Source organism: Candidatus Nanopelagicales bacterium, assembly GCA_030700225.1.
In the GTDB taxonomy this organism is placed as follows: domain Bacteria; phylum Actinomycetota; class Actinomycetes; order S36-B12.
The window spans coordinates 23,758-49,840 of sequence record JAUYJT010000027.1 but is presented as its reverse complement, the minus strand read 5'-3'; the positions used below and the strand labels follow the sequence as shown (position 1 = coordinate 49,840).

Below are 26,083 nucleotides of genomic sequence, written 5' to 3'. Positions count from 1 at the left end.
TCACACGTAGAACAACTAGCCGCGCGTCAGCTTCCGGTAGGTCGCCCGGTGCGGACGAGCCGCCTCCGGCCCGAGCCTGTCAACCTTGTTGCGTTCGTATGAGTCGAAGTTGCCCTCGAACCAGAACCACTGGGAGTCGCCCTCGTACGCCAGAATGTGGGTCGCGACCCTGTCCAGGAACCAGCGGTCATGGGACGTGATCACCGCGCATCCCGGGAACTCCAGCAGAGCGTTCTCCAGGCTCCCGAGGGTCTCAACATCCAGGTCATTCGTCGGCTCGTCCAGCAGCAGCAGGTTGCCGCCTATCTTCAACGTAAGCGCCAGGTTGAGCCGGTTCCGCTCCCCGCCGGAAAGAACCTTCACCGGCTTCTGCTGATCGGGGCCCTTGAAGCCGAACGCCGACACGTACGCCCGCGACGGCATCTCCACGTGACCGACCTTGATCCAATCAAGGCCGTCGGAGACGACCTCCCACAAGGTCCTCTCCCCGGCCAAGCCCGAGCGCGACTGGTCCACGTACGACATCAGAACCGTGTCCCCCACGCGGATCTCCCCCGATGTCGGAAGGTCGGCCTTGTCATCGGTTCCGGCTGCGGAGCCCAGGATCATGCGGAACAACGTCGTCTTGCCGACTCCGTTCGGGCCGATCACACCCACGATGCCGTTGCGCGGCAGAGTGAACGAGAGGTCGTCGATGAGCACGCGATCGTCGAACGCCTTGGTCAGATGTTCGGCGTCCACAACCAGAGTGCCAAGACGCGGCCCAGGCGGGATCTGGATCTCATCCATGTCCAGCTTCTGGGTCTTGTCGGCCTCCGTGGCCATCTCCTCGTAGCGTTCGAGCCTCGCGCGCGACTTGGTCTGGCGGGCCTTGGCGCTGGAGCGCACCCACTGGAGTTCGTCCGACAGGCGCTTGGCCAGCTTCGCGTCCTTGTGGCCTTCGACCTTCAGCCGGGCCCGTTTCTTGTCCAAGTAGACCGAGTAGTTCCCCTCATACGGATATGCGCGGCCGCGGTCGAGTTCCAAGATCCACTCAGCGACGTTGTCCAGGAAGTACCTGTCATGCGTGATCGCGATGACGGTTCCGGCGTACTTCTCGAGGTGCTGCTCCAACCACTGCACGCTCTCGGCGTCGAGATGGTTCGTGGGCTCGTCCAGCAGCAACAGATCCGGTTGCTCGAGGAGCAGGCGGCACAGCGCCACGCGACGCCGCTCGCCTCCGGACAGCACCTTCACGTCCGCGTCGGGAGCCGGGCACCGGAGGGCGTCCATCGCCTGCTCCAGTTGCGAATCCAGATCCCAGGCGTTGCGGTGATCGATCTTCTCCTGAAGCTGCCCCATCTCGGCCATCAAAGCGTCGAAATCCGCGTCAGGATCGGCCATCTGAGCTGAGATCTCGTTGTAGCGATCCAGCAGTGCTTGAGTCGCGGCCACGCCTTCCTGGACGTTGCCGAGCACTGTCTTGTCCTCGTCCAGCTCGGGCTCTTGCGCCAACATCCCCACGGTGTAACCGGGGCTGAGCCTGGCCTCTCCGTTGGAAGGCTCATCCAAACCCGCCATGAGCCTGAGCAAGCTGGACTTCCCCGCCCCGTTCGGTCCGAGCACGCCGATCTTGGCACCGGGCAGGAAGGCCAGAGTCACATCGTCCAGAACGACCTTGTCGCCATGCGCCTTGCGGGCGCGATTCAACGTGAAGATGAATTCGGCCACGCTGAACTCCCACCTCGATTGTTCGTCTCGTCCGCTCGCCCAACCAGGCAGCGTCGCGCCCTCGACAATGCCGCGCGAGGCGATGGTACCCCGCCGCGCCGCGAAGGCCAGGTCGGCAATGCCAGGCATTCACACCAGCCGACCCCTAGACTGCCGCTAGCTCCGCGGTGGGGGAAGTCGGTGAGATTCCGACGCTGACCCGCAGCCGTGAACCAGCAAGGTGAGCCGGAACGCCCGCTGCGGAAGCTACCTGCATGAGTCCGCCGTGGTCTGCGGAACGGAGGTGGCGCAAGTCGCGCGACGCCCGCCCGGACCGCCCGATGGGAGGCATCGTGGCGCCGTCGTCCTTCGCCCCACGATTGCTGCATCCGGGCGCGTGGTGGCTGTGGGCGCTCGGGCTGGCTACCGCGGCCAGCCGCACGACGAACCCGATCCTGCTGATCCTGATCGCGGCCGTCGCTGGGCTAGTGGTCGCCGAGCGTCGTGCTCCCGGGCCTTGGGCGAAGTCATTCGGGGCGTTCCTTCGCCTCGGTCTGATCGTCGTCGGGCTGAGAGTCATCCTCGAGGTCTTCGTCGGTTCATCGCAGGTGGGCACTCCCCTGTTCACGCTGCCGCAGATTCAGCTGCCCAGTTGGATCGCTGGCATCCACCTCGGTGGTGTTGTCACAGCGGATGCACTTCTGCTGGCGGTGTACGACGGTCTGCGTCTGGCCGTCATGCTCGCGTGCGTGGGGGCCGCGAATGCGCTTGTCCACCCCAGCCGCCTGCTGCGGATCGTCCCAGCGGCTCTCTACGAAGTCGGGGTCGCGGTCGTGGTGTGCCTGACGTTCGCCCCGATGATGGTGTCGGACGCCGTAAGGATTCGTGGAGCCCGCCGCCTGAGAGGAAGGGCCACCAAAGGTCTGCGCGCGTGGACCGAGATGGCGATGCCACTCTTCAACGGAGCACTCGAGCGATCGATCGCGCTGGCCGCGTCGATGGACTCGCGTGGGTACGGCCGAGGCACAGGCGAGACACCCCGTGCCCGGGCCGTGACCGCGGTCCTTGTGATAACCGGGCTGTTCGGTGCGGTGATCGGGTTGTACGCCTTGCTCCAGGGAGCATCCCCCGGCGTCGAAGGAGTTCCTGTGCTCGGCTGGCCGATGCTCCTGGCAGGAACCCTCATGGCCATCCTCGGCGGGATCTTCGCTGGTAGGCGGGTGCTGCGCACGCGATACCGTCCAGACCCTTGGGGGTTGCCGGAGTGGATTGTGTCGACTCTGGGATTCGTCCCGGCCGTCGTCTTCGTAGCCCTAGGCTCAGCGCAGATCCTGGTGGGGCCAGCGTCGCCCCCCGCGTGGCCAGATGTCTCCATCGGCACGACACTCGCTGTCATTGTCGCGGCTTTCCCCGCCATCGCTTCCCCGCGTGTACCCCATCCACAAACCCAACTGCCAGCCCAGCCGCGTGAGGTGCCAGCGTGATCGACTTCGATCGAGTGACCATCACCTACCCGGACGCCGCGCGCCCAGCGCTGAGCGATGTCAGCCTGTCCATTCCGGAGGGCGAGATGACCCTGGTCATCGGGGGCACGGGTTCGGGGAAGTCCACGCTCCTGAACTGTGTCAACGGACTCGTCCCGCACTTCACGGGCGGGACGTTCTCGGGCCGCGTCACAGTCGACGGCCGCGACACCAGGGATCATCCCCCCCGTGACCTGGCGGACGTCGTGGGCATGGTCAGGCAGGATCCCCAGGCCGGATTCGTCACGGATGTTGTCGAAGACGAGCTCGCGTACACGATGGAGTCTTTGGCTATCGAGCCGATGGTCATGCGCAGGCGGGTAGAGGAGACCCTTGACCTACTGGGCCTGGCGGACCTGCGGCAGCGAGCGCTTCGGACGTTATCTGGCGGGCAAAGGCAGAGGGTCGCGATCGGTTCGGTGCTCACGACTCATCCGAAGGTGCTGGTTCTCGACGAACCGACGTCCGCGCTTGATCCTCAGGCCGCCGAGGAAGTCCTGGCCGCCATCCAGCGCCTCGTTTTCGACCTGGGCCTGACAGTGCTGGTCTCGGAGCATCGCTTGGAGCGCGTGGTCCAATTCGCCGATCGGATTGTCCTGATCGGGGACGACGGCCGGGTATCGGACTTCGCCGATCCATCTGAGGCGATGCTCACCGCCCCTGTCGCGCCCCCCGTGGTGCAGCTCGGCCGATGGGCTGGCTGGCGGCCCCTGCCACTGTCAGTCCGGGACGCCCGACGCTCGGCTGAACCGCTTCGGACGCGTCTGAAGGACTCGCCCGCCCCAGAAGACTGTGTCGATGGCGCAACAGCTGCCCATCCCCAAGACTCCTCTGCCACCGATCAGCCGCCGGTGGCGCAGCTTCGCCATGTCACTGTCCGGCGCGGCGACCTGCTAGCGCTCCGCGATGTCAACCTCGCGTTCCGCCCTGGGGAAATCGTCGCGGTGATGGGGCGCAACGGAGCGGGCAAGTCCACCGCCCTGGCCACGATCGCCGGCAGCCTCGTGCCCAGCAGCGGGTCAGCCGCGGTCTTGGGTCGCGACCCAGCCTCCCTGGCCGGCACTGATCTGCTGCGCAAGGTGGCAATGGTCCCCCAGGAGCCCCAGCTCTTGCTCTGGGCTGAGTCGATAGGCGCCGAGTGTCACGCGGCCGACAAGGATGCGCGAGCTCAGCCGGGCACCACGCGCGAACTCCTGGATTGGCTGCTTCCCGGACTGTCCGTTCAAACCCATCCAAGCGACATGTCCGAGGGAAGCAGGCTGATGCTCGTGCTAGCGATCATGCTCAGCGCCAAGCCCAAGGTCCTGCTACTCGATGAGCCCACGCGCGGCCTGGACTATGAGGCCAAGGCCAGGCTGAGCGATCGCCTCCGGGAGATGGCGAAGTCCGGCGTTGCGATCATCTTGGCCACTCACGACGTTGAACTCGTGGCGGGGCTCTGCAGCCGCGTCGCACTCTTGGCCGACGGCGAAGTCGTAGCGGATGAACTCGCCAGACGAGCTGTCACGGCGTCGCCGGCGTTCGCTCCTCAAGTCGCCAAGATCCTGTCCCCCCTACCGTTCCTGACGGTGGCCGAGGTCCGCGCAGCCGCCGGTGAGGCTGGGCCGTGACCGCCGCGACCATGCCGCAACGGGTCCAGGCGATGCGCTTGTCCCGGAGGTCCTTCGTCACTCTCTTGCTCGTGTCCGCCGCCGGTCTGCTCATGTTTCTGTGGCCGTTGCTGGCCAGCCCCGACTCCCAGCTGGCTCACAACTCGAATGCGCCGATGCTGTTCGCAGCGCTCCTGGCGATGCTGCTTCTGGTCATGCTCAGCGAGGTCTCCTCCGGAGACATCGACTCCAAGGCCCTAGCGATGCTCGGGGTACTGGCGGCCATCGCGGCCATCTTGCGGCCCCTTGGAGCGGGAGTGACCGGATTCCAACCCATGTTCGTGATCTTGATCCTGGGCGGTCGCGCTCTGGGCCCCGGCTTCGGGTTCTCCTTGGGCATGGTGTCGATGTTCGGCTCGGCCCTGCTGATGGGTGGAATCGGGCCCTGGTTACCGTTCCAGATGCTCGGTGCCGCCTGGGTAGGGCTAGGTGCGGGACTGCTTCCCCGAGCCAAAGGTCGGGCAGAGGTTGTCATGTTGGCCGCGTATGGCGCGGTGGCAGGACTCATGTTCGGGCTCCTGCTCAACCTCTGGTTCTGGCCGTTCCTGACCAATCTCGACTCGTCCATTTCGTTCGTTCCCGGCGACCCGCTGACGACGAATCTGAGCCGGTATTTGGTCTACTGCGCGGTGACTTCTCTTGGGTTCGACATTCCTCGAGCGGTCGGCAACGTAATCCTCATTCTCGTGGCTGCCAGCCCTATTCTGCGGTCCATCCGGAGGTCTACGCGCAAGGCCAACTTCGCCGCACGCCCGGTGTTCGTCGACGAGTGAAGCGAACGCGACCACCGATCAAGCAGCGCCTTCATCCACCTCGGCGGGTTCGGCTCGCTCCATCGCTTCGTTCCTTGCGCGATCTTCAGCCAACCGAATCGCCTGTGACTTCGCGCGTCGGAATTCCGCCACCCCGTAACGCAGGTCTGGCCCCAGGCACAACGCGTCAATCTCCGACGCGTATGACCTCACTGTTTCACCGTTGACATCCCGCTCATACATCCGCTGCGTCAACCGGCCGTGCACGATGACCGGCAGCCCTTTCTTCAAGCTCTCAGCGGCGTTTCGCGCCAGAGAACGCCAGCACGAGACCTGATAGAAGGCCGACTGCCCGTCAACCCACTGCTCGACCTGCTTGTCGTATCTCCGAGGTGTGCATGCCACCCGAAACGACGCCACTTCGTGTCCGGAACGAGTGGTCCGCAGAGCGACATCGGTGGCGACATTCCCCTGAACGGTCAATGTGGTTTCGTTCATCTTTCCCCCATCCTTAGTCAACTGGGTCCAGCCCACCACCTGTGAAGGTCGTCGCGCGCCCGGACCGGACTCTGTGGACAAGCCGTCGGTCGCCGGGGCTTGGGGACAACCAAGTCTGGCGGCTCGCGCTCGCATCTCTGGCACACTGAACATGTCTATCGCGCTGTCATCAGCGATGCCTTCGGCAAGGCAACCGCTCGGCAGCAACGGCGCCCGTAGCTCAACGGATAGAGCGACCGGCTTCTACCCGGTTGGTTGGGGGTTCGAGTCCCTCCGGGCGCGCTGGCTCCTCGCCACCTGTCGCTGGACCCGTCGCCACGACACTGCGCCGCAGAGCTGGCGCAATGGGCGAGATGTCGGAGGCGGCATCGGAAAGGGGCCAAGCATGATCGAGAAGCTGGACCGCAGCAGCGGCAACGTCATCGGGTATCACTTCTCCTCCGTCATCGACAAGTCCGACTACGAAGTGCTCGTACCGGAGATGGAGTCGCTGGTGAAGGAACACGGCACCGTACGGATGCTGTGCGATCTCACCGACTTCAAGTGGGAGAAGTTCAGCGCCTGGCCCTCCGACGCGCGCTTCGGCCACGAGTTCAAGAACAAGATCACAAGGATGGCGATCATCGGCGACGGCGTCGGGCAGAAGATCATCGCCGTGTTCGCGGACAAGTTCTACTGCCCGGACTCCGCCCGGTACTTCGAGGACGAGGACGCCGCTTGGGCGTGGCTGTCCGAGTAGTCGCGCAGACGCCCCTCCGGCCCGCCTAAGCCTGAATCCAGCGCCGCGTCTCGTCTCTGCGGAGGCCAAGGTGGTGCAAAGGCTCTGATGATCAAGCTCGTCAGCGATCATTCCTTCCTGAGTGATCGTCGACCTCCATGATCAGCAGAGGATTTGCATCATCTGGCTGCCTTGAGCCGGAGCTCGCCGACCCACCCACCACAATCTGCGGTGGATTCAGGCTAAAGAAGGCCCCAGCGTGTTCCGACGCACCTTGTATGGGGCTCGCGCCAAGACCTCGCCCGATTCGCGAGCGACTGATGGCTTCTGCGGTCGTCGTCGCGGCGTTCGGGCTGCTCCCGTCGATGCTGGTCATAGCCCCTGCCAGCGGAGTGAGCACCGACCCGGATGAAGTGATCTCACAGAGCCCACTCGCGCGCCCGGCAGTTGGACGATTCGCGCGCGATCCCGACTTCGGCACACGGATCAAACGCCTATCAGGCAGCGGCTCGCGCGGCAGATTCGAGACACCGATCTACTCCCAGCTACAGGCGTTCTCCACGGATAGGGCCTTCGTCCTACTGGCCGGCTCGGACGGCTACCTGGTCCGAACGCGTCGTGGGGGCCGCAAACTCCCCTTGACCACCGCCTCCTGGAACGCTCCCAGATGGGATCCTTCCAAGCGCCACGCGGTCTTGCACTTCGACTCCAACGAGGATTCAACTGTCAGGGCTCAAAGAACCAACGTGCGTACTGCCCGGACACGGACCCTCTTCACCTTCCCAGCCAAGTACCGGACCGTCCTGAACAACCAGTCCTTCGACGAGGTCTCCCGAAGCGGCCGCTGGATGTCGGGGATGGTGACTAGGGCCGACGGGCAGAGCACAATCTTCGTCCTCAACCTAGTCAAACGACGGCTGACCGTTCGCACGACCGTCCATAGCCTCTATCAAGGCCCCTGCGCTCCGGATCCGGATTGGGGCGAAGTGGAACCCGATTGGGTCGGAGTCTCACCTCTGGGCCGCTATCTGGTGATCCAATGGCAGCGGGACGGCACTGAGCGCTGCTCCGGGTTGGAGACGTTCAAGCTCAAAGGCGGGTCCTTCGTTGGCAGGGTGTATGACGGCCACCAGCACGGCGACCTCGGTGTGACGCGCTCCGGCAAGCGCGAGTTCTTCATGACTTTCGAGCTCTATCACCCGAGCGGACAGATGTCCCTCGGCGTGAGGAAACTGCCAGGCCGCTCCACCGTGAGCCCGCCCCGCTACCTGACCCTGATCCCGTGGGGTAACGGAGGGCACATCTCGTGCCAAGGCCCGAACGGCCGCTGCCTAGTGTCGGCCGGTGGGGACGAATCTGATGGCTGGGGACCCTTCGAGCAGGAGCTGTTCATCCAGCGGCTCAACGGCGCCGTCCGCCGCGTCGCGCATCACAGGTCAAGCAGCTGCGGCTACTTCGCACAGCCCAGAGCTACATGGTCGCGCAACGGACGCCTGGCGATCTTCGCCTCTGACTGGGGGACGGGATCGGGAGATTGCGACGGCAGCGAGCGCTCCGATCCGTACCTGCTGCGGCTGCGTTAAGTGTTCCGCACAGCCGAGAAACCGGCGCGATGCGCGACGAACCGCCTCGACTTGCGATGTTCCTCACAGCGAATAGCAAGCCTCACCACGAGTACGCTGGAAGTAGATCAGGCAAGCGGCGATGAACCGCGTGAAGTGTCTCGCCCTCGTCTAGGTCGTGAGTCTCGGAGGGAGAGATCATGTCCAAACCGATTGTTGTTGGATACGACGCATCTGAGTCAGCGAACCGGGGTCTTGAGTGGGCCGCTGTCGAAGCATCAGGACGAGGCTTACCTCTTGTGGTGCTCACTGCCTGGAACACTCCGAGCGCTGAAATCACGCTGGGTGGCGGGTCCGCTATGGACCGGAATCTGTTCGATGTATTGCGTGAGGACGCCACCAAGACCGCCGAAGGAGGCGTCGCGCGCGCCCTGGAGGTCGCTCCCGATGTGGACGCCACCGCGGAAGTCTGGCTTGGGCCTCCGGCCGCCGGAATAGTTGAAGCTTCCAAGAAGGCCTCCGTCGTCGTGGTCGGCTCGCAGGGGCAAGGCGGAATCAGAGGACTGCTCCTGGGCAGCGTGTCCCGTCAGGTCGCGGCGCACGCCAAATGTCCCGCCATCATCGTGCGCAAAGCCGAGAACCCTGATTCGCGCGTCATCGTGGTCGGAGTCGACGGGTCGCCGCAGTCGATCAAGGCCCTTGATCTCGCGTTCGACGAAGCTAGCCGCCGTGCCTACTCCCTTCGTGTTCTGCACACGTGGGAGGTTCCGCCTATTGGCGCCATCACGGGCGTTCCGACGTTCGCTCCACCGGAGATGCTCGCAGACCTGTCCGGCATCGAGATGCGGACCACATCTGAGGCCCTGGCCGGGTTCAGGGATCGTTACCCAGACGTTTCCGTGCACCAGGACGTGCAACGGGGCACACCGGTCAAGGCACTCGTCAAGGCTTCGCGGGACGCCATCGCTGTCGTCGTTGGGTCCAGGGGCCGGGGTGGATTCACTGGCTTGCTACTGGGCTCGGTGAGTCACGGCGTCGCCCATCAGGCCCACTGCACGGTCGTGGTAGTCCCCTGACCCCGACCGACCTCCGCCGACGTGCGAGGGCCCGGCTATCGTTCAGGAATGCCTGAGCAACCGTCTTCCGATGCCAGTGCGCCTGCGAATGCCGAGGCTGATGCTGGTGCGGCCAACGGGCGAATCGTGTGGCTTGACTGCGAGATGACGGGCCTGGACCCCACCACCGACGCCTTGGTAGAGATCGCGTGCGTCATCACCGAGCCCGATCTGACGCCGCTGGATGAAGGCATCACCGTCGTCATCAAGCCGCCCGACGCCCCCCTGAGGAACATGGACGATGTAGTAGTCGGCATGCACACCGAGTCGGGCCTACTGGAGGAGATCCCCAACGGCACCACGCTGGCGGAGGCGACGCGGCTAGTCATGTCATACGTGACCGATCGCGTTCCCGGCCCGCGACGAGCACCGCTGGCCGGATCGAGCGTCTACGTTGACCGAGGATTCCTGGCCAAGTACATGCCGGAGTTGGACCAGTACCTGCACTACCGCCTCATTGACGTGTCCAGCATCAAGGAACTTGTCAAACGCTGGCACCCGGACATCTACCACAAGGCGCCCGAGAAGACGGGGAACCACCGAGCCCTCGGCGACACCCTGGACTCCATAGCCGAGCTGGCGTACTACCGCGAGAAGGTCATGACTCCGCCAGCGCCGACCGTCGGCTGAGGCCCCGCGCCGTTCGTGAACATCCGCCAGCCCAGCCACAGCTACACTTGACGAGCCGCGGCCATACGCGGCGATGGTGGTTGTAGCTCAGCCGGTAGAGCACCTGGTTGTGGTCCAGGAAGTCGCGGGTTCAAGTCCCGTCAGCCACCCCACTTCTTACTTGGTGGCCGTGCTCGCAGGGGTTCACGCCCGCAGATTCGTGGTACTGCTCGACACACAGACAGGCCATCCGTTCGAGATCGGCTCCCGCGATCCTCTGTTCCGCCATGGGGAAGAGCACTTTGATCTCCTTGCCAATGTGCTGCCGGAGGACGTCGATGAATCCGCGAACCATCTGGGGCACGTTCCCATCTCCCGAAGCCACTCCTCGGATAAGCCGCCCGATCTCCTCGTGCTCCGCCTCCATCACCTGGATGGGCGGGAAGCCCTCTCCAAACTCCCGCAGGATGGCGGGGTACAGGATCTTCTCCTCGGCGTCACGGTGCTTCTCCACCGCCTGGGCGATGGTCAAGGTCACGGCCCGCAGTTCCCCGCTGGGAGCCTCCTCGATCAGCATCCTTTCGAGTACGCCCAGCTGCGCAAGAAACACACCGTGTTCCGTGTTCAGACATTCGGTCACCTTCATCTAGGTCTCCTCCCTATCTTCGTTCTTGATTTCCAACGCGCGGAGCGCCGCGCCCGCGACCTCCCTGCTCACTGTCCTGGCAGGCCCCTTGAGAAGTCCCTCCTTCAGGAAGAAGACGGATCGGATCGTCATGCCGATGACGAACGCCGCCCCCAGGACGGGGTCGCGCACGGCGAACGCGCCATCTTCGATACCCCGGCGGACTACTTCGACGACGAGCGCGCTCGGCAGGCGAGTGTCTTGCGGGAGCGCCCGGAGCGGGGGATGTCTATGCATGAGGTACTGCCAAGCGCTGGGATTTCGATCAGCGAATTCGAAGAAGGTGGCCACGAGCAACTTGACCTGGGTCTTCGAGGCTGGACTCTTCGCGACGGCCGCTTCCATGCAGGTGAGCAGCTGCCCGGCCGCATCGAGGAACAAGGCTACCGCGAGATCGTCTTTGGTGGCGTAATGACGGTAGAGCGTCCCCTCAGCCAGACCCGCCGCCCTGGCGATCTCCCTCGTCGACGTAGACGCGACGCCCTTGTCCGCGAAGAGCTCAAGGGCGACCTTCTCGACCCTCAGCCGTCCGTTCTTGTTGGGCATCTTCTCTCAGCCTCCAGCGTCCCACCGAGCGATCCTCTTCATCGGAACCCAAGCCATCATCCGTCGTGCACGCTCGATGTTGTGAGCACTCGCTCACATCGTAGCAAGCGCGATGGACCCCATGCATAGGCCACAATGACCGAGATGCCATCAGCAACTCCGGAGCAGGCCACGCCCGAGCGCGGCTGGGACTTCTGGATCGATCGCGGTGGCACGTTCACAGACGTCATAGGGCGGCGACCCGACGGTGAAATCGCCGTGCGCAAGTTGCTCTCTGAAGCACCCGACCACTACCGGGACGCGGCGCTTCAAGGCATCAGGGATCTGCTCGGCACGACTGACGGGCCTATCCCGGCGCACCTCATCTCGTCGATGAGGATGGGAACGACGGTGGCCACGAACGCGCTGCTTGAACGCACGGGAGAGCCGACCATCCTGGTGACGACTCGAGGCTTCCGCGATGCACTGCGTATCGGCTATCAGAACAGGCCGCGACTGTTCGACCGGCAGATCGTGCTGCCCGAGCCCTTGTACTCCGTCGTCATCGAGGTCGACGAGAGGATCACAGCCTCCGGGGACGTCCTCAAGTGCCCTGACCTGGACGCGGTTCGAGCCAAGCTCCTCTCAGCGGCGGCTACCGGAATCACGAGCGTCGCCATCGTGTTCATGCACTCCTACCGCTTCCCGGCCCACGAACTCCAGGTCGCCGAGTTGGCCAGGGCGATGGGCTTCGAGCACGTCACGGCCAGCCACGAAGCCAGCAGGCTAATCAAACTCGTTGGCAGGGGCGACACGACTGTCGTCGACGCCTACCTATCCCCGATCCTCCACCGATACATAAGCCATCTGGCTGCTGAGCTTCCGGGCGTGAACCTGATGTTCATGCAATCGAACGGCGGCCTCGCCCGCGTCGACGCTTTCCGGGGAAAGGACGCGGTGCTTTCCGGACCGGCTGGAGGTGTGGTTGGGGCAGTTGAGGCCAGCCGCCTCGAAGGCTTCGATCGCGTGATCACTTTCGACATGGGAGGCACATCAACGGACGTCGCCCACTTCTCCGGGGAATTCGAACGCTCCCATGAGACCGAGGTGGCTGGAGTGCGGATGCGCGCGCCGATGCTGACCATCAACACGGTGGCGGCGGGCGGTGGGTCGATCTGCAGATTCGATGGGAGCCGCTACAGAGTGGGCCCCGAATCGGCGGGCGCCGACCCTGGGCCAGCCTGCTACAGGCGGAATGGCCCCCTGACTCTCACAGATTGCAACGTGATGCTGGGCAGGATCCAGCCAGCGTTCTTCCCTTCAACATTCGGTCCGGCCCAAGACCAGTCAATCGACGTCGAGGCAGTTGAATCTCGTCTCGCGTCCCTCGCCCAGCGGATCCATCTGGCCACTGGCGACACCCGTGACCCCCGAGCAGTGGCGGAGGGGTTCTTCCGGATCGCCGTGCTCAACATGGCCAATGCGATCAAGAAGATCTCCGTTCAGCAGGGTCACGACGTGACCCAGTACGCGCTGTGCTGCTTCGGCGGGGCTGGAGGGCAGCACGCTTGCGGGATAGCTGACGCGCTCGGGATGACCCGCATCCTGATCCATCCCCTGGCTGGCGTTCTCTCCGCGTACGGGATGGGGATGGCGGACCTCAGGGCTCTTCGCGAGAAGTCCATCGAGGAACCCTTGAGCGATGCGCCAGACCTCGCCGAAGAAGTGGCCGCGCTGGCGGCGGGGGTGACCTCCGAGCTTGCGGCGCAAGGGGCTCCCGTCGACGCCATTCGAGTCCTCCGGACGGCTTTCTTGAAGTACGAGGGGACTGATTCGACTATCCCAGTGCCGTGGGGGCCGCCTGGGACGATGGGCCGCGACTTTCGAGCCCAGCACCAGTCGCGGTTCGGCTTCTCATGGCCCGAGAAGGCCATCATGATCGATGCCCTGGCCGCGGAAGGTGTATGGGATCAGGAACTCATGCGTGGTCTTGCCGCAGTCACCGCCACAGCTCCACGAGACCAGCCGCGGGCACTCATCAGGCTCTTCGCCGATGGAGTGGAGCACACCGCGGGCGTCTACATCAGATCCGAGTTGGCCGCTGGACATGTCATCAAGGGGCCAGCCATCATCTCCGACCCAACGGCGACGACCGTCGTGGACAGCGGGTGGAGCGCGGTCGTGACTCCTTCCGGGAGCCTGCTGCTGGCCCGGGTAGAGCCGCGAAGCCGTGGGCCAGCGGTCGGAACACAGGTCGACCCGGTGATGCTCGAGGTGTTCAACAACTTGTACATGTCCATCGCCGAACAGATGGGCGTGACGCTTCGGAACACAGCTTCGTCGGTCAACATCAAGGAGAGGCTGGACTTCTCCTGCGCGATCTTCGACCCATCCGGGGCCTTGGTGGCGAACGCCCCGCACATCCCCGTTCACCTGGGGTCGATGAGCGAGAGCGTCAGGTCGCTCGTCTCCAGTACGCCCATGAGTCCAGGGGACGTGTTCGCTCTCAACGCCCCCTACCGAGGCGGCACCCACCTGCCAGACATCACCGTTGTCACACCAGTGTTCGCCGAGGACGCGCTGGAGTTGACCAAGACCTCCTCGTCGCACTCCCCCGCGCCGCTGTTCTTCGTCGGCAGCCGCGCACACCACGCGGACATCGGAGGCAAGTCCCCCGGTTCGATGCCTCCCGACAGCCGGACTCTGGATGAGGAAGGCGTGGTCCTGGACAACGTGAAGCTCGTGAGCGGTGGCGTCTTCGACGTGGCGGGAGTGCACGCACTGCTGACCTGTGGCCCCTTTCCGAGCCGCAACCCCGATCGAAACATCGCGGACTTGGTGGCGCAGATCGCCGCCAACCAGAAGGGCGTTGTCGAGCTGCGGGCGATGATTGAGCAGTTCGGACTGCCGACCGTTCACGCCTACATGGGCCATGTCCAACGCAATGCTGAAGAGAGCGTGCGGCGGGCGATCGAGGCGTTGACCCCCGGTTCTTTCGTGTGCGAGATGGACAACGGCGCCCGCGTACAGGTCCGGGTGTCGGTTGACCGCGATCGCCGCTCGGCGACAGTCGACTTCACGGGTACCAGCGCGCAGCTCGCGGACAACTTCAACGCACCCAGCGCGATCTGCCGAGCAGCGGTCCTGTATGTCTTTCGCTGCCTCGTCGACGATGACATCCCGCTTAACGACGGCTGCCTCATCCCTATCAAGATCGTCATTTCTCCGCACAGCATGCTCTCCCCCGAGTACCCAGCCGCCGTCGTCGCAGGCAACGTCGAGACCAGCCAGGCGATCACCGACGCGCTCTTCGCGGCGCTCGGGGTTCAAGCCGCCGCCCAAGGCACGATGAACAACCTGACTTTCGGTGACGCCGAGCGACAGTACTACGAGACGATCTGCGGCGGGACGGGCGCGGGCCCTGACTTCGATGGCGCTTCGGCCGTCCAGAGTCACATGACAAACTCGCGGCTAACCGATCCTGAGGTTCTCGAGCTGAGGTTCCCCGTCCTGGTCGGTCAGTTCTCAATCCGGGCCGGTAGCGGTGGACCTGGACGCCACCGGGGCGGCGACGGCGTCGTCCGCCGGCTGCGATTCCTGGCTGACATGCAAGTCGGCATCCTGTCCAACAGGCGCCGCCTACCGCCCTTCGGTCTGCGCGGTGGAAGCCCTGGTCAAGTCGGGCGCAACTGGATCGAGCGAGCCGACGGCACCCACGAGCCAATGTCAGGGACCGACACCCGCCAGGTTCACCCAGGCGACGTGCTGGTCATCGAGACTCCCGGCGGCGGAGGCTTCGGGGCCGCTGACATCTGAGTTCAGTGGCACACAGACGGGGAGTCCATGCCGCCGCTGGACTCTGAACGAGCCCACCCGAAGTGGTAACCTCACTTCGCGCCGCTAGCTCAATTGGCAGAGCAACAGACTCTTAATCTGTGGGTTCAGGGTTCAAGTCCCTGGCGGCGTACTCGTGGTTCGTGCCCATGCGTGATCTTGACGCGATTCCGGCCATTTCAGATACGCGAAGCGGCCACATTTGGCCGTTTTCGCAACAAGATCACCGCGCTAGCCAGAATCGGACCGCGCCAGCCTGAATTGGTACGTGTAGCGGCTGACCAGGCCTATGACAACTAGCAGAGCGAATGTGTAGCCACCAACTTTGGTGAATACGGAGTTCCGGGGTCCGAGGTTAACGTCCGCGACCAGGACCTCCTCCGCGCCGTCAGGGTTCGGCACCGCTGTGCGATCCGCGACTACGCCGTTGGCGTTGATGATGGCGCTATCCCAGCCGACGTCTGTCTTCACGAGCGGAACCCGGTTCTCGATCGCGCGGAACGTGAGCGACTGCCAGCGCAAGTTAGCGATTGATGCCGGGTCCAGCGCCGGCACTGCCAAGATGTCGGCGCCGCCAAGCGTCTCCAGCCGGGCGGAGCTATCAGGGAAGTCGTGGTCGAAACAGATCAGGACACCCAGCTGTCCAACGGGCGTGGTGAACGTCGGGTACTCCTGAGGAGTGTTGAACGACTCGCCTTCGAGCGTGACTGGGTGGATCTTGTAGTAGATACCCGCTAGCTGCCCGGACGGCAGCCAGGCGCCAGCTATGTTGGCCGAGGACGGATCCGGAGACTGCGGCATCCAACCGGCGACGATCGTCGTCTGCGTCTCACTGGCCAGGTCTCCTACCCACGCCCCCTGCTCGGTTGCGGCGTCATACTCAAGGAGCTTCTCGGGCCACACGATCAACTTCGCGCCTTGGGCGGCCGCATCACGCGTCAGCCCTTCCATCTGGGCGCTCAGCCTCACATTGCGCTCGATTTCGCTGGGAGCGTCTTGCGCCTGACGTTGTCCCGGCTCGCTCCTGTTCTCGTTCCCGGGTTGGACGGCGGCCACACGAACCACGGGGCCGAGCTGGCTGTTGACTCGGGCGTTGATCAGCAGACTCGACGCGATCCATATAACGGTCAAGCACAACGCGATTCCGGCAGACCATTTCACCGTACGGCCTGGGATCGCCACAGAAGCCAAGGACGGCCACCGGCGATCGATCCACTTCAGAACCAGTATCGCGATCCCAGCGTTGATCATCATGAGCAGAAGGCTGAGTGCTGGCGTGCTCAAGACGCTGACGGGCTGATCCAGCGCCGGGACCGACGCCATTCGATACGCCATCCAGTAGTTGGTGGCGAAGAACGGATTCGCTCCAAAGACAACCTCAAGCCCCACCCAAACCAGCGGCAGCTGGATGACGAACCACTTGTACTTCGTGCGCTCAGAGAACGGGCGCTCGAAGATCCCGAAGACGAACAACGGGACCGACATCACCGCTGCGGCCACGATGATGATGAGCAAGGCCACCAGCGGCCCACCCAAGAACTCAGCAACGCTGCTGCTGTACATCAACAGCGACAGCCAGTAACCGAAGAACGCGATACCAACAGCCAGTCCCGACAACCTGCGGGGCAGAAGCCGGTACTGGGCCACGTACATGGGAACGAAGCCCACGATGATCAACGGCCACAAGGACCCGTGTCCGTCGCACGTCACGTACAACATGACCGCGCTAACCGCCGACAAGCCCAAGCCCAGCAGAGTCTTGCGCGTGCTAGTCGGGGGCTCAGTCGGCAGAGATGTGCGATCGGATGGTTGTCTCGCAGGTGCCGTCGCGGCCATCGCGCCTCCCTGCCTCGCGGAATGGGACGAATCTAGCCGCCAGAGCGCTTGGTCGCTCGGTGAGCTCGCGCCCGGATATCCGCGGTATCCAACCACTACGTGATCTTGTCGCGATTCCGGCCACTTCAGATACGCGAAGCGGCCACATTTGGCCGTTTTCGCAACAAGATCCACTTGGCCGAATCCGCGCCAAGGTCACCGCAGGAGGTCGGGTAGCCCAGCGAAGAGGGCCAGGGCCTCCGGATTCGCCAGAGCCTCGGTGTTCCGCACAGGTCTACCGTGGACGACGTCGGCCACGGCCAGTTCCGCGAGCTTCCCCGAACGTGTCCTGGGCAGGTCCGTCACCGCGACTATCCGCGCCGGGACGTGACGCGGTGAGCATTGGGCGCGCAGCCGCGACCGGATAGCGGCCTGAAGTTCGTCCGTCAGGCGGCCCTCCGGCGCGGACAGGCGCACGAAGAGCACGATCCGGGTGTCGCCCTCCCACTCCTGCCCGATGGCCAGCGCCTCCGCGATGCCGTCAATCTGCTCGACCTGTCGGTAGATCTCAGCTGTACCTATCCGCACGCCACCCGCGTTGAGCGTCGCGTCGGATCTCCCGTGGATGACTATGCCGCAGTGCGCTGTCCATGAAGCGAAGTCGCCGTGGGCCCAAACTCCTGGGAAGCGCTCGAAGTAGGCCGCCTTGTACCGCGAACCATCCGCGTCTCCGGCGAATCTCAAGGGCATGGACGGGAAGGGCTGCGTGCAAACCAACTCACCGCGCTCCCCAGGGCGGTCCGCGAGTGACCGGCCAGCTTCGTCCCACACGTCAGCGGCCGTGCCCAGCGCCGGGCCTTGAATCTCACCGGCGTACACCGGTCGCGTCGGGTCACCCAGCACGAAGCAGCCGCAAAGATCAGTCCCGCCGCTGATGGAGGCAAGGTGCACGTCACTCTTGATGCTCGTATAGACATACTCGAAGCCCTCGGCCGACAACGGCGACCCGGTCGATGTGATTGTTCTCAGGCTGCCCAGATCATGAGTCGTCGCGGGGGTCAGACCAGCCTTGGCGCAGGCGTCGATGAACTTCGCGCTGGTGCCGAAGAGAGTCACCCGCTCCTGCTCGGCGAGATCCCACATCGCGGTGGCTTCGGGGTGGAACGGCGACCCGTCGTACAGGACGATCGTCGCACCGGCCGCCAGCATGGTGACGAGCCAGTTCCACATCATCCAACCGCATGTTGTGAAGTAGAAGACTCGGTCGCCGGGCCGGACATCGCAGTGCATCTGATGCTCGGTGGCCTGCTTGATCAGGACCCCCGCGCCGGAATGGACGATCGGCTTCGGCTTGCCTGTCGTGCCGGAGGAATACAGGACGAATCCGGGCTGGTCAAAGGGCATCCGCCAACACGTCGGGGCTCCGGCCTTCTCGGCATTCCGAACTACTCGGGCCCAAGGCACTAGTGACGCCGAACCTTCGCCCAAGTTCGGAAGCTCCGGGTCCGGGGACAACTCCCCAACCACGGCCACTGCCTCCAAGGTCGGCAACGCATCGACGATTTCTGCCAACGGCGACAGCCTGTCGTGACGCTTTCCGCCATACACGTATCCGTCGGCCGCAACGAGGACCTTCGGGTTGACCTGGCTGAAACGGTCCAGCACCCCAGCGACGCCGAAGTCAGGGCTTGTGCTGGTGAACACCGCGCCGAGCCCATTGACGGCCAGCAGAACCACCACCGTCTCGGGCAGGTTGGGCAGCCAAGCCGCGACGTGATCGCCAGCCACGACCCCAACGCTCGCTAGCCAGCCCTGCGCCGCTGACACCTGACTGCGCAGCTGTGTCCACGTCAATGTCCGCCTGACCCCGTCCTCGCGGCGGAAGATGATCGCGACCTCCGAGGCTCCCGGGCGATCACCGCCAGCGAGCAGATTCTCGGCGTACGACAGCTTCGCGTCTGGGAAGAACCCGCAGGATCGGATGTCGTCGCCCATCGCGCGCTCCACGGACGGGGACATGCCGCGCTCGCCCACGAGGCCGCAATCCTCCCAAGCCGCGTCCCAGAAGGCGGCGAGGTTCGACACCGACCACTGGTGAAGGCTCGCGGAGTCCGCGCAATCCGGGGCGTACCGCCGCCTGAACTGGTCAATCGCCGACGCGGCGACTCGGCCCGCGCCGGGTTGCCAAAGGAGTTGTCCGAGACCTGTCACCGGGCCATTGTGGCGAAGCGGCCTGCCATCCCGGCACGCGGACCCTGGGCCAACGCGATCGCAGTCCGCGCCTACAGGTACAGGCCCGTGTTCTCCGCGGTATTGCATGCTGAGGCCACAGCATGGACGTCCCGTTCCCGCATGAGTATGTACAAGGCGCCTTGGAGCTCAACCGTGCCGCGATCCTCTGGCTCAAACAGGACCCTGTCGCCAACCTCGAGTGTGCGCACGTTAGGCCCCGCCGCGACGACTCGGGCCCAGGCGAGCTTCCGACCGACCTGGGCCGTGGCCGGGATTAGGATCCCGCCGCTCGACGTGCGTTCGCCATCTGGTCCCTCGTCGCTGACAAGCACGCGGTCATGCAGCAATTTGATTGGAACCGGTGCCTCCCGCTTCCGCCCAGCAGCAGCTGTCCGTGTGTCCGTCCCGCTCATTCCGACAGTTCGGCCGGTTCGAGGATCTCGTGCGCGGGCGGGAGCGCCGGCGGCCCCAGCTCAGCGACCAGAACCGACGGCCCCGGAGCCAACTCTGCCGCGTCCCGAGCCACGGCGAGCAGCTCGGGCGACAGCGCGAACCTGGGCACAGGCACCCAGACGACTTCCCGAAGACGCTCAAGCTCGCGACGCCTCGCGAGCGAGCGCAGACTATGCCGTATCACCACGATTCCGACCACGGTGAGCGAAACGCCTACGACCCGCTCGACACGCACCTGGCCGGTCCGCGCGTCGATGAAGCACCCAACGGCAGCGGCCCTGACGCGTTCGGCGAGCGCCTGTGGGCTCACCTCCGCCTTCAGGCGCCGAAGATTCGCAGCGAGCCGGTCTCGCGTCTGCTCGATCTCCGTCTGAATCTCCTCCGGGGAGCGGGGGCCCGACTTCTTGTCGGACCGGGTCGGCGTGTCAGTCACAGTTCCTCCGCGGGCTGTCGTCGTCGTGAGCAGCCTACGCGGTCACATCCGCCAGATTGAAGCCGTAGGGCAGTTCGAGACGGTTCGCGGACAACAATTCGGTGTCGCGCAGCAGCTCCGGCGTCGCACCGTCCCGGACAATGCGGCCCTGGCTCAAGATCACAGCACGAGGGCAGATCTGCAAGGCATACGGCAAGTCATGGGTGACAACGACAGTGGTCCGGCCCAAGCTGACCAGGATCTCGGCGACTTCGCGGCGGCTCGCCGGGTCGAGGTTCGAGCTGGGTTCATCAAGCACCAGGATCTTCGGGTCCATGGAAAGAACCGTGGCGATTGCGACACGGCGCCGCTGCCCGAGGGACAGATGGTGAGGCGGACGGTCGATCAGATCCAGCATGTCGACGTCAGCTAGGGCCAGCTCCACGCGCCGCGTGAGCTCGTCACCGCGAATCCCCGCGTTGGCCGGCCCGAACGCCACATCGTCACGCACGGTTGGCATGAACAACTGATCGTCCGGATCCTGGAACACCAAGCCGACGTCGCGCCGGACGGAAGCGACGTTCGCCGAAGTGACTGTCTCCCCCCCGACCTCGACCGACCCGCTGCCAGGTCGCAGGAGCCCGTTCAGATGCAGCGCCAGGGTCGTCTTGCCGGCACCGTTAGGTCCGAGTACGGCGACCCGCTCTCCCCTCTGAATCGTCAGGTCTACACCAGCCAGCGCCACGGTTCCGTCGGGATGGCTGTAAGTCAGCCCCCGCACCCTCAGGCTCGGTGCCGTGTTCATGTCGGCAGCGCCACCGCTACGGCCAAGACGGACAGTGCCGAGGCAGGCAGAGCAGCGGCGGCAACCCACGCACCGATCGATACGGGCATGACCTCCCGAAGCCGCGGTGGCTGCCCGCTGTAGCCGCGACTGAGCATCGCGCAGTGGACGCGCTCCCCACGCTCATACGAACGGATGAACAGCGTGCCCAATGCCAGCCCCAGTACGGGCCACGATCGCACTCCCTTCGCGGAGAATCCCCGAGCGGCCCTGGCCCTCGACATCCTCGATGACTCCTGCCCCACAACGTGTATGTAGCGGACCATGGCCGTCAGGATCTGCACGAACAGGTCGGGTACCCGTAATCGCCGCATGGCGTCAAGCAGTTCGGTCGTCGAAGTCGTAGCCGAGAGCGCGATCGCGATCAGCACGCCCAGTGTCGCCTTAGCCGCCAACGTCCATGCCGCCCAAAGCCCCGGCTCAGACAACGACACCGTGCCCACCTGGATTCTTGGATCGGTCCCGAGGAACGGCAGCAGTACAGCGAACGCAAGGAACGGCAGCTCCACCGCCAGTCTGGGCAAGACGAGCCGGACCGAAAGCCGTGCCAGGCTAAGAATCACCAGTACCAAAGCGAAGTACGCCGCGAACGCCCAAACGGCCCGGCCCGGCGTGGCAACGATCACTGTGAGAGTCGCCAAGGCGGCCAGCAGCTTCACATGGGCCGGACAGCGATGTACGCGCGTTTCACCTGGGGAGTACAGGAACTCTCCAGGCACGTGTGCGTGTGAGTGGCTACCCACTTGATCGGCGCCAGGTCAGCACGCGGAAGAGCCCGAACCCGAACACGATGGTCACTGCCACGCCGATGACACCGGACAAGCCGATCGACACGCGCTCATCGCTGACGCCGGAAACGCCGTAGTCAGCCAGCGGAGAGCCCGCGGTGGCTGACTCTTGGGCCTGGTAGGCGAATCCCGAAGCCTGAGCGACGGACTCCAATCCGTCCGGGTTCGGGTCGGCGTAGAAAGAGACGATCCCCGCGATCCCAAACGCGATCACGAGGCCGACCAGTATCAGCGCCAGGACGGTCGGCTGGCGCGCCATGTGCGCTCGGGCGATCACGCCGCTACTCCGCTGCTCGCCGGTGCCAGGGCTTCAAGTGACGCCATACCCCTGAGCCCCGCGACCAGATCTGGCCTAGTCGCGGCCACGGCGGCGACCACCGCGGCGGTCACTCCCCCCTCGATCAGGCCGATTACGACGTGAACGCCAAGCATGCCGACGGTCACGGACCCCAAATCGATGGCGGTCGTCCCGCCGTTGGCGAACTCAAGGACGAAAGCTCCGGCCGACGCGACCACGGACAACGTCCCCGCCGCGCAAGAAGCGACAACGATTCCAGGGCGGCCCTTGGGCAAGCACCTGATCGCGAGCCGGAACACGATCCACCCGGCGAAGGCGCCGACAAGGGCCATGTTGATCACGTTCAACCCTAGAGCGGTCAGCCCACCGTCCGCGAATAGCAGCGCCTGCACAACCAGGACCACCGACACCGCCAGGGCGCCAGCCCAAGGCCCGATCAGGATCGCGGCCAGCGCCCCGCCCAGCAAGTGTCCGCTCGTGCCCAGCCCAACTGGGAAGTTCAGCATCTGCCCCGCGAACACGAAAACGGCCACGAGCCCTGCCAGCGGAGCCGTCGCTTCCTCCAGTGTCCGGCGGGTCCTGCGCAAGCAGATCGCCACGCCTCCGGCTGCCACTACACCCGCTGCGACGGACACGGGCGCGTCGATGAACCCGTCGGGGATATGCATGCACGCCCTCCGTCTGGTGAACGTCTTATTGCGAACTCTTCGCAGTAACCCTACATGGGGCGTCGGCGACGAAAGATGGAGTTGCGGCAACCATCTGGCCTGTGGCTAGCAACTGATGGCCCCACACGCTTCACTTGTCACATGCGAATCGGAATAGTGGGAGCCGGACTCATCGGCGGCACTCTAGCCGGGAGCTTGCCCGGCATCGGCCATACAATACTGCTCGCCAACTCCCGAGGACCGGAATCACTGCGGCAGAAGGTCGCGAGTCTGGGTCCAAACGTCTCAGCGTCCACCGTCGCGGAGGCTGCGGCGGCGGATCTCGTGATCGTGACCATCCCGTTGGGGGCAGTAACCCAGTTACCGGCGGCTGTCTTCGCGGGACGCACGGTCGTAGACACGTGCAACTACTACCCGGACAGGGACGGCCGATTCCCGGAGCTTGACTCCGCCTCTACGACGTCCAGCGAGCTCGTGGGGCGCCATTTGCCCGGCGCGAGGCTCGTCAAGGCGTTCAACACGATCTACTTTGAGCGGCTGCGCGACGGCGGCCGCCCCGACCTTCCCATCCACGACAGGCTCGCCATCCCGGTCGCGTCCGACGATGAAGAAGCCAAAGCCACCGTGTCTCGGCTGATTGAGGATCTGGGCTTCGCACCGGTGGACAACGGCTCGTTGGCGAACGGGGGCCGCCAAGAGCCTGGGACCGCTGTGTATAACGTGCCGGTCGGACCGGCCGAGGCCAGACAGCTTCTCGGTATCGCCTAGCCGAACGGACGGGAACTGAGGCGGGAACTGAGGCGGGAACTGGTGCCCGCCGGTGCCACAATGTCTGCGGCGGGTGTGGCGGAACTGGCAGACGCGCAGGACTTAGGTTCCTGTGTCCGTAGGACATGAGGGTTCGAGTCCCTCCACCCGCACGAAGGGCTGATCTGCCCTGATGTGACACACGCCATACGGTCGACTCCGACGTCGCTGAATCCAGGCGCTGACTAGGTGATTCGTCCCTCCAGGCTCACGCGCGCTGTCCGCTGCCGCTCGATCTGGGGGTTGCGCTCAGCGCTAATGCGAGGCATCTTGGTCGGCGACTACCCCCAAGAGGTGCGGTCTGGATGGTCGGCACTAAGTGTCTTGACTGTCGGACCACTTGAGGAGGGCCTCACGAGGGTCTGCTCCTTGCCGCAACTCCCGGAATCGCCAGCGGGAGCGCGTTGAACGCCTCTTGGATCGCAGCGCCGCACGGTGCTGCCAGCACAAGGATGTTCATGCTCACACCTCGCGCCCGGATCACCGCTGCCTCAGTCGCGCTCGTGATCCCGCTCACGGGCATCGTGGCTGGCCAGGTCGCCGCGGCCCCGGCTCAGCCCGCCGCCGTCGTTGCCACCGGCGCTACGCCCGCGAAGTTCTCGAAATCCCGGATACCTGTCGGCAGTCGGCAAGCTGTAGTATCGGTCTCGACGGGGCCTTCGCGATGGATCCAAGCCAACTGGCGCCCAGCGCGCTTGCGCGGGGTTCGTCTGCGCCACCCCAACCGCCACCGCTTCTACCCTCGAGTTGAGCGCTGGGGCAACCTCGTGCTGGGCGTCATGCGCGAGCACAAGATCAAGCAGAAGTTCCTGCCTGGCATCCTGGCGCAGATCCAGCAGGAGTCCGGCGGCAATCCGAACAACGTCAACAACTGGGACATCAACGCCCAGCGTGGTTACCCCTCTAAGGGCCTGATGCAGGTAATCGCCCCCACCTACCGCTCAAATGCCAAACCTGGCTACAAGCGCCTGAAGTTCCAAATCGTGCCGTACACGAACGTCTGGGCAGCGCTGCGGTACGTCAAGCGTCGCTACGGAATGCACAAGTTCGTCGCCTGGAATCGCGGCCACAACCAGGCGTACTGACCCAACACCGGGCGACAAACGTTGCGCGGTGTCGTCCAGCCCCACGCGGAAGCGGGGCGCCGACGCTACTCCGACTTAGGCAGTGCGGAGGTAACCTTCTCCGAAGCTGTCTGAGCTGCGCCCTTCAGCGTCTCAAGGAGGCCCTCTACCTGCTCCTGAGCACTGGCGAGTGCGGCATTGACTGCTTCTGAGGCGCCCGCGGCGCTCTCACTGAGCTGGCTTTGTCCGGCGGTTGCCTTGGCGGTGGCGGTGTCGGCCACCGTGTCGGCGAACTGCTTCACAGCAGCTCGGGCCGACTCAATGGCTTCAGTGATCCTGGCGATTGCTTCATCATTAGCTGACATGAGGCGAACACTAGCCGAAAAGATCATGCTTGGCGCGCCGAACGGTCGTGTCCTGCTCGCGTCGACAATGACGCCACAACGACTGTCGGCGAATCAGTCGTCTCCGAGCGGCTCCTCGCCCGATTCGCTCCACACACCTCGCGTGGGGGGGAGTTCCTCCAGCCCCTTGCCACCGCGGCGCAAGGCTTGCTCGTGACCGCGCCTGGCGCTACCGGAGACCATCGAGGGATCACGCCGTGCCCGCCAGAGCGAGGCCACGGTCGTGAGTGCCAGGACCAGGATGATGAACGCCAGGGAGCTCCAGATCGGAATCGTCGGAACCGGAAGATTGCTCGTGGCGTGGATGGCCTCAAGGATCAGCTTCCCTCCGATGAAGCCCAGGATCACAGCAAGCCCCAGCGGCAGGTACACCAACCTGTCGAGCAATCCGTGCACGAGGAAGTAGAGCTGCCGCAGTCCCATGAGGGCGAAGGCGTTCGCAGTGAACACCAGGTAGGCATTGTGGGTGAGTCCGAAGATCGCCGGGATTGAATCCAGCGCGAACAGCACGTCGGTAGTGCCGATGGCGACCATGACCAGCAGCATCGGCGTCAGCAACCGCCGCCCACCGACCCTTACTACGAGGCGCGAACCGTGGTAGTCACTGGTGGTCGGCAAGTACCGCTCCACAATCTTGACCACCGGGTTGGACGCGGGGTCAGGATCGACCCCATGGCCGCGGACGAGCTGAACCGCCGTGAACAGCAGCAGTGCCCCGAAGAAGTAGAACGTGACCGTGAATCTCTCGATGGCTGCCGCACCGACAGCTATCATGATCCCGCGCAAGAATAGGGCGATCAAGACACCGATCAGCAGAACGCGGTGCTGAAGCACTTGTGGCACGGCGAAAGCGGACATGATCACGATGAACACGAACAGGTTGTCCACGCTCAGCGAGTACTCCGTGATGTAGCCGGCGTAGAACTCCCCCGCGATGCTCGGGCTGACGAACAAGAGCAGCCCAACCCCGAAGAGCACGGCGGCTGCGACGTAGAACAAGACCCACCGTGTGGCGTCGGCGGTCGTGAACACGTGAGGACGACTGTCGACCACGAGCAGGTCGACAATGATTACGCCCAGGATGCCCCCGATGGTTGCCAGCCACAACCAGGTCGGCACGTCCATCAGCACACACTAAC

24 protein-coding genes, 4 tRNA genes and 1 riboswitch are annotated in these 26,083 nt (G+C 64.6%); of the genes, 14 read left to right on the top strand and 14 right to left on the bottom strand.

Annotated features, from left to right (window positions below):
* Positions 1–15: 15 nt before the first annotated feature.
* Positions 16–1,710 (bottom strand): energy-dependent translational throttle protein EttA, encoded by a 1,695-nt coding sequence (ettA, locus tag Q8P38_03635; GenBank protein MDP4013701.1) that lies wholly within the window; start codon positions 1,708–1,710, stop codon positions 16–18.
* 129 nt (positions 1,711–1,839) lie between these two features.
* Positions 1,840–1,967, top strand: a riboswitch (cobalamin riboswitch).
* 75 nt (positions 1,968–2,042) lie between these two features.
* Between ettA and Q8P38_03630 the strand changes: the two genes are divergently transcribed.
* From Q8P38_03630 to Q8P38_03620, 3 genes are read left to right on the top strand one after another with little or no spacing between them, the layout of a single operon-like run.
* Positions 2,043–3,173, top strand: coding sequence for an energy-coupling factor transporter transmembrane component T (locus Q8P38_03630; protein MDP4013700.1), 1,131 nt, complete (start codon positions 2,043–2,045; stop codon positions 3,171–3,173).
* A complete protein-coding gene (locus Q8P38_03625; protein ID MDP4013699.1) occupies positions 3,170–4,822 on the top strand; it encodes an ATP-binding cassette domain-containing protein in 1,653 nt (550 codons plus the stop codon). The genes Q8P38_03630 and Q8P38_03625 overlap by 4 nt, the downstream gene beginning before the upstream one ends.
* Positions 4,819–5,634, top strand: coding sequence for an ECF transporter S component (locus Q8P38_03620; protein ID MDP4013698.1), 816 nt, complete (start codon positions 4,819–4,821; stop codon positions 5,632–5,634). Before Q8P38_03625 ends, Q8P38_03620 begins: the two co-directional genes overlap by 4 nt.
* A gap of 18 nt (positions 5,635–5,652) precedes the next feature.
* Here Q8P38_03620 and ssb read toward each other — a convergent pair whose 3' ends face one another.
* Entirely contained in the window at positions 5,653–6,111 is a 459-nt protein-coding gene (gene ssb / locus Q8P38_03615; GenBank protein ID MDP4013697.1) for a single-stranded DNA-binding protein, read from the bottom strand.
* 209 nt (positions 6,112–6,320) lie between these two features.
* On the opposite strand from ssb, the gene Q8P38_03610 reads away from it, so the two are divergent.
* From Q8P38_03610 to Q8P38_03585, 6 genes are all read left to right on the top strand, one after another.
* Positions 6,321–6,393: transfer RNA gene (locus Q8P38_03610), tRNA-Arg, on the top strand.
* 103 nt (positions 6,394–6,496) lie between these two features.
* Positions 6,497–6,850 carry an STAS/SEC14 domain-containing protein gene (locus Q8P38_03605; protein ID MDP4013696.1) on the top strand — a complete coding sequence of 118 codons (354 nt, stop codon included), beginning with the start codon at positions 6,497–6,499 and terminating at the stop codon, positions 6,848–6,850.
* A gap of 299 nt (positions 6,851–7,149) precedes the next feature.
* Positions 7,150–8,412 carry a hypothetical protein gene (locus Q8P38_03600; protein MDP4013695.1) on the top strand — a complete coding sequence of 421 codons (1,263 nt, stop codon included), beginning with the start codon at positions 7,150–7,152 and terminating at the stop codon, positions 8,410–8,412.
* A 179-nt stretch (positions 8,413–8,591) separates the two neighbouring features.
* Positions 8,592–9,467, top strand: coding sequence for a universal stress protein (locus Q8P38_03595; protein MDP4013694.1), 876 nt, complete (start codon positions 8,592–8,594; stop codon positions 9,465–9,467).
* Positions 9,468–9,515: 48 nt separating this feature from the next.
* Entirely contained in the window at positions 9,516–10,136 is a 621-nt protein-coding gene (orn, locus tag Q8P38_03590; protein ID MDP4013693.1) for an oligoribonuclease, read from the top strand.
* A gap of 76 nt (positions 10,137–10,212) precedes the next feature.
* Positions 10,213–10,288, top strand: a tRNA-His gene (locus Q8P38_03585).
* Here Q8P38_03585 and Q8P38_03580 read toward each other — a convergent pair.
* Both Q8P38_03580 and Q8P38_03575 read right to left on the bottom strand, forming a co-directional pair.
* Entirely contained in the window at positions 10,267–10,761 is a 495-nt protein-coding gene (locus Q8P38_03580; protein MDP4013692.1) for a hemerythrin domain-containing protein, read from the bottom strand. The two genes, Q8P38_03585 and Q8P38_03580, sit on opposite strands and share 22 nt — an antisense overlap.
* Positions 10,762–11,346 (bottom strand): TetR/AcrR family transcriptional regulator, encoded by a 585-nt coding sequence (locus Q8P38_03575; protein MDP4013691.1) that lies wholly within the window; start codon positions 11,344–11,346, stop codon positions 10,762–10,764.
* Positions 11,347–11,490: 144 nt separating this feature from the next.
* Between Q8P38_03575 and Q8P38_03570 the strand changes: the two genes are divergently transcribed.
* On the top strand, positions 11,491–15,141 hold the full coding sequence (locus tag Q8P38_03570; protein ID MDP4013690.1) for a hydantoinase B/oxoprolinase family protein: 3,651 nt from the start codon (positions 11,491–11,493) through the stop codon (positions 15,139–15,141).
* 78 nt (positions 15,142–15,219) lie between these two features.
* Positions 15,220–15,292: transfer RNA gene (locus tag Q8P38_03565), tRNA-Lys, on the top strand.
* A gap of 98 nt (positions 15,293–15,390) precedes the next feature.
* Here the strand turns inward: Q8P38_03565 and Q8P38_03560 are convergent.
* From Q8P38_03560 to Q8P38_03525, 8 genes are all read right to left on the bottom strand, one after another.
* On the bottom strand, positions 15,391–16,995 hold the full coding sequence (locus Q8P38_03560) for a nitrilase-related carbon-nitrogen hydrolase (protein ID MDP4013689.1): 1,605 nt from the start codon (positions 16,993–16,995) through the stop codon (positions 15,391–15,393).
* Positions 16,996–17,190: 195 nt separating this feature from the next.
* Complete coding sequence (locus tag Q8P38_03555; GenBank protein ID MDP4013688.1) at positions 17,191–19,185, bottom strand: acetoacetate--CoA ligase; 1,995 nt, start codon at positions 19,183–19,185, stop codon at positions 17,191–17,193.
* Positions 19,186–19,256: 71 nt separating this feature from the next.
* Complete coding sequence (locus Q8P38_03550) at positions 19,257–19,619, bottom strand: co-chaperone GroES (protein MDP4013687.1); 363 nt, start codon at positions 19,617–19,619, stop codon at positions 19,257–19,259.
* Positions 19,616–20,092: a DUF3618 domain-containing protein gene (locus Q8P38_03545; GenBank protein MDP4013686.1), complete on the bottom strand. Its 477-nt coding sequence runs from the start codon at positions 20,090–20,092 to the stop codon at positions 19,616–19,618. Before Q8P38_03545 ends, Q8P38_03550 begins: the two co-directional genes overlap by 4 nt.
* A gap of 34 nt (positions 20,093–20,126) precedes the next feature.
* Entirely contained in the window at positions 20,127–20,876 is a 750-nt protein-coding gene (locus Q8P38_03540) for an ABC transporter ATP-binding protein (protein ID MDP4013685.1), read from the bottom strand.
* Positions 20,873–21,634 carry a cobalt ECF transporter T component CbiQ gene (gene cbiQ, locus Q8P38_03535; GenBank protein MDP4013684.1) on the bottom strand — a complete coding sequence of 254 codons (762 nt, stop codon included), beginning with the start codon at positions 21,632–21,634 and terminating at the stop codon, positions 20,873–20,875. The genes Q8P38_03540 and cbiQ overlap by 4 nt, the downstream gene beginning before the upstream one ends.
* Before the next feature lie 16 nt (positions 21,635–21,650).
* On the bottom strand, positions 21,651–21,980 hold the full coding sequence (locus Q8P38_03530) for a PDGLE domain-containing protein (GenBank protein ID MDP4013683.1): 330 nt from the start codon (positions 21,978–21,980) through the stop codon (positions 21,651–21,653).
* Positions 21,977–22,669, bottom strand: coding sequence for an energy-coupling factor ABC transporter permease (locus Q8P38_03525; GenBank protein ID MDP4013682.1), 693 nt, complete (start codon positions 22,667–22,669; stop codon positions 21,977–21,979). The genes Q8P38_03530 and Q8P38_03525 overlap by 4 nt, the downstream gene beginning before the upstream one ends.
* Positions 22,670–22,744: 75 nt before the next feature.
* On the opposite strand from Q8P38_03525, the gene Q8P38_03520 reads away from it, so the two are divergent.
* The 3 genes from Q8P38_03520 to Q8P38_03510 all read left to right on the top strand — a co-directional run bounded on the left by Q8P38_03520 (position 22,745) and on the right by Q8P38_03510 (position 24,561).
* The gene (locus Q8P38_03520; GenBank protein MDP4013681.1) at positions 22,745–23,437 is read left to right on the top strand and encodes an NADPH-dependent F420 reductase; all 693 of its coding nucleotides are present in this window, start codon (positions 22,745–22,747) and stop codon (positions 23,435–23,437) included.
* Positions 23,438–23,506: 69 nt separating this feature from the next.
* Positions 23,507–23,589, top strand: a tRNA-Leu gene (locus Q8P38_03515).
* Between the two features lie 345 nt (positions 23,590–23,934).
* Positions 23,935–24,561 carry a transglycosylase SLT domain-containing protein gene (locus Q8P38_03510; protein ID MDP4013680.1) on the top strand — a complete coding sequence of 209 codons (627 nt, stop codon included), beginning with the start codon at positions 23,935–23,937 and terminating at the stop codon, positions 24,559–24,561.
* Positions 24,562–24,626: 65 nt separating this feature from the next.
* Here Q8P38_03510 and Q8P38_03505 read toward each other — a convergent pair whose 3' ends face one another.
* Both Q8P38_03505 and Q8P38_03500 read right to left on the bottom strand, forming a co-directional pair.
* Entirely contained in the window at positions 24,627–24,905 is a 279-nt protein-coding gene (locus tag Q8P38_03505; GenBank protein MDP4013679.1) for a hypothetical protein, read from the bottom strand.
* A gap of 93 nt (positions 24,906–24,998) precedes the next feature.
* Positions 24,999–26,069 (bottom strand): TerC family protein, encoded by a 1,071-nt coding sequence (locus Q8P38_03500; GenBank protein MDP4013678.1) that lies wholly within the window; start codon positions 26,067–26,069, stop codon positions 24,999–25,001.
* Positions 26,070–26,083 lie beyond the last annotated feature (14 nt).